This window comes from Streptomyces sp. NPDC046197 (assembly GCF_040646295.1).
Lineage (GTDB): Bacteria > Actinomycetota > Actinomycetes > Streptomycetales > Streptomycetaceae > Streptomyces.
The window spans coordinates 1-1,266 of sequence record NZ_JBEYZY010000110.1 but is presented as its reverse complement, the minus strand read 5'-3'; the positions used below and the strand labels follow the sequence as shown (position 1 = coordinate 1,266).

Annotated in this window: 1 pseudogene; it reads left to right on the top strand. The window is 66.8% G+C overall.

Going from position 1 to position 1,266, the window contains the following annotated elements:
* Positions 1 to 1,151: pseudogene (locus AB0A61_RS41115) on the top strand (alpha-1,4-glucan--maltose-1-phosphate maltosyltransferase); the annotation flags it as partial.
* Positions 1,152 to 1,266: the final 115 nt, after the last annotated feature.

The following is a 1,266-nucleotide window of genomic DNA, read 5'->3' as shown; positions in this document are numbered from 1 at the left end:
TCCACCCGCAGCTGGGCACCCTGGAGGACTTCGACGCGTTCGTGGACCGGGCCCGGAAGGAGGGCCTGGAGATCGCCCTGGACTTCGCCCTGCAGGCCTCCCCCGACCACCCCTGGGTACACAAGCACCCGCAGTGGTTCCACCACCGCCCCGACGGCACCATCGCCTACGCGGAGAACCCGCCCAAGAAGTACCAGGACATCTACCCCATCGCCTTCGACGCCGACATGGACGGCCTCGTCGCCGAGACCGTGCGGATCCTGCGGCACTGGATGGACCACGGGGTGCGGATCTTCCGGGTGGACAACCCGCACACCAAACCGGTGGTGTTCTGGGAACGGGTGATCGCCGACATCAACCGCACCGACCCGGACGTGATCTTCCTGGCCGAGGCGTTCACCCGCCCCGCGATGATGCACACCCTGGCCCAGATCGGCTTCCAGCAGTCCTACACCTACTTCACCTGGCGCAACACCAAGCAGGAGCTGACCGAGTACCTGACCGAGCTGTCGGGGCAGGCCGCCGCCTACATGCGGCCCAACTTCTTCACCAACACCCCCGACATCCTGCACGCCTACCTCCAGCACGGCGGGCGCCCCGCCTTCGAGGTCCGCGCGGTGCTGGCCGCCACCCTCTCGCCCACCTGGGGCATCTACAGCGGCTACGAGCTGTGCGAGAACACCCCGCTCAAGGACGGCAGCGAGGAATACCTCGACTCCGAGAAGTACCAGCTCAAACACCGCGACTGGGAAGCCGCCGAACGCGAGGGCCGCACCATCACCCCGCTCATCACCCGCCTCAACCACATCCGCCGCCGCAGTCCGGCCCTGCGGCAGCTGCGCGATCTGCACTTCCACCACGCCGACAAGGACGCGGTGATCGCGTACTCGAAGCGGAGCGGATCGAACACGGTTCTGGTGGTCGCCAACCTCGACCCTCACCACACCCAGGAGGCCACGGTCTCGTTGGACATGCCGCAACTCGGCCTGGACTGGCACGAGTCGGTGCCGGTGCGCGACGAGCTCACCGGCGAGACCTACCACTGGGGCAGGGCCAACTATGTGCGCCTCGAACCGGGCCACAGGCCCGCGCACGTCTTCACCGTCCTGCGACCGTCCAACCCGCAGATCGGAGGGTCACCCACAATATGATCGTCAATGAGCCCGTTCCGGACACCTTCGAAGACACTCCCGCCAAGGACCGGGACCCGGAGTGGTTCAAACGCGCCGTCTTCTACGAGGTCCTCGTCCGCTCCTTCCAGGACAG